We start from the raw sequence: 4750 nt of genomic DNA, 5'->3' as shown, positions 1-4750 counted from the left end.
TATGCGGCAGGCGTGGCCGGGTTTGATCTTTCCGACGCCGAAGCGGTTACCCGCTGCGCCGAAACCACCAAGATCCGTTTTCGCGACCCCAAGGATGGTGGGGAGACACGGGTAATCGTCAACGGCCACGACGCGACCGACGAGTTGCGCACCGAAACGGCCGGCGCTGCTGCTTCGGCCATTGCCGCATTTCCGGGCGTGCGTCAGGCCCTTTTCGAGATGCAGAGGGGGTTTCGCAAGGCACCTGGCCTGGTTGCCGACGGTCGCGATATGGGCACCGTCATTTTCGCCGACGCAGCATTCAAGGTGTTCCTCACGGCGAGCGCCGAGGAGAGGGCTAAAAGGCGCTATAAGCAGTTGAAGAACAAGGGTTTGAGTGTTACGCTTGCCGCCCTTTTGCGCGAGATCCAGGCGCGCGACGAGCGTGACGCCGCACGTGCGGTGGCCCCGCTCAGACCTGCAGAGGACGCATTGACGATCGATACCACCGGTATCCCGGTCGCCAGCGTGGTCGCTGCGGTGCTTTCGGTGGTTCGTCCAGCCTGATTGCGTGCAAGAGGGAATCGTTCCGGTGCTCAGGGTCCTGAGTGCCGGGTTAACCCATGGTGTGAATTATTTTTTTTCACGCCCCCGACAGGTGGATTGAGTCAGTTTCCGTGCGGCCCAGGTGGCACACCCTGAATTCAATCTGTTGTCTCCTCTGGAAAATCACATGAATGCAGTTGTTGCCGAAACCGCGATGACCGAAAGCTTTGCCGAGATGTTCGAGCAGAGCAATTCGATCGCCAACCTCAAGCCGGGATCGATCGTCCTTGGCACCGTTGTAGAAATTCGTTCGGACGTTGTTGTCATCAACGCCGGCCTGAAGTCCGAAGGCATTGTGCCGATCGAACAGTTCCGCAACGAAGAAGGTGAGCTGGAAATTGAAGTGGGTGACGAGGTCAAGGTTGCCCTCGAAGCCATCGAAAACGGTTTTGGCGAGACCATGCTCTCGCGCGAGAAGGCCAAGCGCTCACTCGTCTGGGATGAGCTCGAAGAAACGCACACCGCCAACGAGAGCGTCATCGGTCGCATCTCGGGCAAGGTCAAGGGCGGTTTCACCGTCGATATCAAGGATGTCCGCGCGTTCCTGCCGGGCTCTCTGGTCGACGTGCGTCCGGTTCGCGATCCTTCCTATCTGGAAGGCAAGGAACTCGAGTTCAAGATCATCAAGCTCGATCGCAAGCGCAACAACGTGGTGGTTTCGCGTCGCGCCGTGGTCGAAAGCGAATTCAGCGTCGAGCGCGAACAGCTGCTTGACCGTCTGCAGGAAAACGCCGTGGTCAAGGGCGTCGTCAAGAACCTCACCGATTACGGCGCATTCGTCGACCTCGGAGGTATCGACGGCCTGCTGCACATCACCGACATGGCCTGGAAGCGCGTGCGCCATCCAAGCGAAGTGGTCAACGTGGGCGACGAGCTCGACGTCCGCGTGCTCAAGTTCGATCGCGAGCGCAACCGCGTCAGCCTCGGCCTCAAGCAGCTCGGCGAAGATCCATGGGTCGCCATCAGCCGCCGTTACCCGAGCGGCACCAAGGCGGTCGGCAAGGTTTCCAACGTCACCGATTACGGCTGCTTCGTCGAACTCGAAGCTGGCGTCGAAGGCCTCGTCCACGTTTCCGAAATGGACTGGACCAACAAGAACGTCAATCCGGCCAAGGTTGTCCAGGTTGGCGACGACGTTGAAGTCATGGTTCTCGACGTTGATGAAGAGCGTCGTCGCATTTCGCTCGGCATCAAGCAGACCCGCGCCAATCCGTGGGAAGCCTTTGCCGCGATCTTCAAGAAGAACGACAAGGTTACCGGCCAGATCAAGTCAATCACCGATTTCGGTATCTTCATCGGTCTCGACGGCGGCATCGATGGTCTTGTCCATCTGTCCGATATCTCGTGGGCTGCGGCCGGCGAAGACCTCGTACGCAACTTCAAGAAGGGCGACGATATCGAAGCCGTGGTTCTGGCGGTCGATCCGGAGCGCGAGCGCATTTCGCTTGGCATCAAGCAGCTCGAGCAGGATCCGTTCGGTCAATTCATGGCCAACCATCCGCGTGGCAGCATCCTCAATGGCACCGTGCGCGAAGTTGACGCACGCGGCGTGACCGTCGATATCGAGGAAGGCATCGAAGGCTATCTGCGTGCCAACGACATCGCCAAGGAACGCGTCGATGACGCGACCCTGCATTTCAAGGTGGGTGATCCGGTCGAAGCCAAGTTCATTGGCATGGATCGCAAGGGCCGCGTGTTGCAGCTGTCGATCCGCCAGAAGGATGAGGAAGAGCTGCAGTCGGTGCTGGATGATTACCAGGGTTCCACCGGTGCCACGACCCAGCTGGGCGCTTTGCTCAAAGAAAAGTTCAACCGCGACTGATGCGGGATGGCTGGTGCGTAACTGCACCAGTCGATGGGATCGTGGTGCCCATTCCTGCGAATGGGCACCTTCTTCTTAAATCCGCCGGTGTGAGCCGAGATGACAAAGTCCGAGTTGATCGAGATCCTTTCTGGCCGCCAGCAACATCTGGCAGGCAACGATGTCGAGCTGGCCGTAAAAAGCATGCTTGAACAGATGACGCATGCGTTGGCCAATGGCGAACGGATCGAAATTCGTGGATTCGGAAGTTTTTCGCTGCATTTCCGGCCACCGCGCATGGGCCGAAATCCGAAGACCGGTGAGGCGGTCGCCTTGCCCGGCAAACATGTGCCACACTTCAAACCCGGCAAGGAACTGCGCGAGCGAGTGAACAACGGCATCACCTCCGCTGCCAATGAAGTCGCTACCTGATCGCGTTCCGAGCTTGTGAATTCGCCAGCAAGGCGATATAGCCCCTGGAGATTGTGCTCATGCGTCTTGGCGTAGTGGTTTTGGTGCTGCTGGCCGTTGTTTTCGGTGCGACCTTCGGAGCACTCAACTCCGAGCGCATGCTGTTTGATCTCTATTTCACCGAAGTTTCTTTGCCCAAGGGAGCGGCTCTGCTCTCCGTTCTGCTGATCGGCTGGATAATGGGCGGTCTGCTAGTCTGGCTGGTGCGCGTGCGTCGGCTTCGACGTGAGTTGCGCACGACTAAACGGGCCTTGCAGGCCCTGCGAAACGAAACTGCGCCGACTGCGATCCAAGATGAAAGCTCTGGTCGCACATGAACGAATTTCATTTGCTGTTCCTGTTATTGCCGATCGCTGCGTTTTCGGGTTGGTATGTCGCCCGCCGTGGAAGTGAGCGCACATCGGGTGCCCGGGTCAGCGAACTGTCGAGCAACTATTTTCGTGGTCTGAACTACCTGCTCAATGAGGAGCAGGACAAGGCGATTGAAGTTTTCCTGAAGCTGGCCGAATACAACCGCGATACGGTGGAGACCCACCTCGCCCTGGGCAATCTGTTTCGCCGACGAGGTGAGGTGGATCGCGCCATTCGTGTTCATCAAAACCTGATCGCGCGACCGACGTTGAGCGATGAAGAGAAGACCGTCGCCCTGCTGGAATTGGGTGAGGATTACATGCGTGCTGGTCTGCTCGATCGTGCCGAGACCCTGTTTACGGATCTGGTTGCGATGAACGCACTGGCACCGTCGGCGCTGACCCATCTGGTTTCGATTTATCAGCATGAGCGCGACTGGGCAAAGGCTATTGACCATGCGACCAAGCTGGAGGCAGCTACCGGTGAATCGCAGGGTGCGATCATTGCCCAGTTTCATTGCGAACGCGCCGAACTGGCCCGAAGTCGAGGGGCAGCGGATGAAGCTCGTGCCTGTCTCGATGAGGCACTTGAAGCTGAAGAGGACTGCATTCGAGCGAGCATGATCCTTGGCCATATCGAGGCGGCCGAAGGCAACTACGAGGCCGCCATCGCGGCGTATGAGCATGTAGCCGAACGAGAGGTCGACTACGTGCCGGAGATTCTTTCGCTCCTGCTGGATTGCTACGCCAAGGCGCAGACGATGCAGCGTGCCGAAGAGTTTCTGCTGCAGATTATTGACAGGCACCAGGGCGTATCGCCGGTACTCGCACTGGCCCGCTTGTATGCTCGAACCAAGGGTGAAGAAGTTGCCATCGAGTTCCTGACCCGACAACTCCGTCAGCGACCGTCGGTTCGCGCCTTGATGGCGTTGATCGATGCCAACCTTCATTTCGCCAAGGATGATGCCCGCGAAAGCCTGCTGATCCAGCGCGACCTGACCCGAAAGCTGCTTGAAGGGCAGGCCATGTATCGTTGTTCCCACTGTGGATTCGGCGCCAAGGCGCACCACTGGCAATGTCCGAGCTGCAAGAACTGGAGCACCGTACGCCCAATTCACAGCGTGGTCGGGGAGTAGAGAAAGGCGAATGTCCAGCCTTTCGCTTCCGGCGTGGTTGCTCCTGATCGTGGCAACGCTCGCCCTTTCATTGATCGCAACGCGTCTGAGCATCCGCTACGCGAATCGGCGCGAGATGTTCGATCTGCCGGGAAGGCGACGATCACACCAGTTGCCGACTCCGCGGGGCGGCGGCGTCGGGATCGTTCTTGCGGTGCTGGTTGGGCTCGGGGCTTATGCGATCATTGCAAGCAGAAGCTCCGGCGGCTTCGCTTCGATGACACTCTTTGCATCGATCATTCTGGTCGCACTTGTCGGCTGGATTGATGATCACCAGGGCTTGCGCGCGCCGATTCGCTTTCTAGCGCATTGTCTGGCCGCGCTGCTGCTTGGCCTGCCATCACTGCTTCTGCTTTTCCCGGGCTTCA

At 58.7% G+C, this 4750-nt stretch carries 5 protein-coding genes and 1 pseudogene; all 6 read left to right on the top strand.

The features are described 5' to 3' along the window. On the top strand, positions 1-546 hold a 546-nt coding region (cmk, locus tag VFN25_RS14255; protein ID WP_325143047.1), incomplete at its 5' end, for a (d)CMP kinase. 193 nt (positions 547-739) lie between these two features. Continuing rightward, a complete protein-coding gene (gene rpsA / locus VFN25_RS14250) occupies positions 740-2407 on the top strand; it encodes a 30S ribosomal protein S1 (protein WP_325143049.1) in 1668 nt (555 codons plus the stop codon). Between the two features lie 99 nt (positions 2408-2506). Next, a complete protein-coding gene (locus VFN25_RS14245; protein WP_325143045.1) occupies positions 2507-2818 on the top strand; it encodes an integration host factor subunit beta in 312 nt (103 codons plus the stop codon). Positions 2819-2877: 59 nt separating this feature from the next. After that, positions 2878-3174: a lipopolysaccharide assembly protein LapA domain-containing protein gene (locus tag VFN25_RS14240; RefSeq protein WP_325143043.1), complete on the top strand. Its 297-nt coding sequence runs from the start codon at positions 2878-2880 to the stop codon at positions 3172-3174. After that, positions 3171-4343: a lipopolysaccharide assembly protein LapB gene (lapB, locus tag VFN25_RS14235; protein WP_325143041.1), complete on the top strand. Its 1173-nt coding sequence runs from the start codon at positions 3171-3173 to the stop codon at positions 4341-4343. The genes VFN25_RS14240 and lapB overlap by 4 nt, the downstream gene beginning before the upstream one ends. A gap of 10 nt (positions 4344-4353) precedes the next feature. Continuing rightward, positions 4354-4750, top strand: a pseudogene (locus VFN25_RS14230) (glycosyl transferase family 4); the annotation flags it as partial.

It is taken from the genome of Dokdonella sp. (genome assembly GCF_035703485.1).
Lineage (GTDB): Bacteria > Pseudomonadota > Gammaproteobacteria > Xanthomonadales > Rhodanobacteraceae > Dokdonella.
Note: the sequence above shows the minus strand (reverse complement) of the source record. Positions and strands in the feature narration are given on the sequence as shown.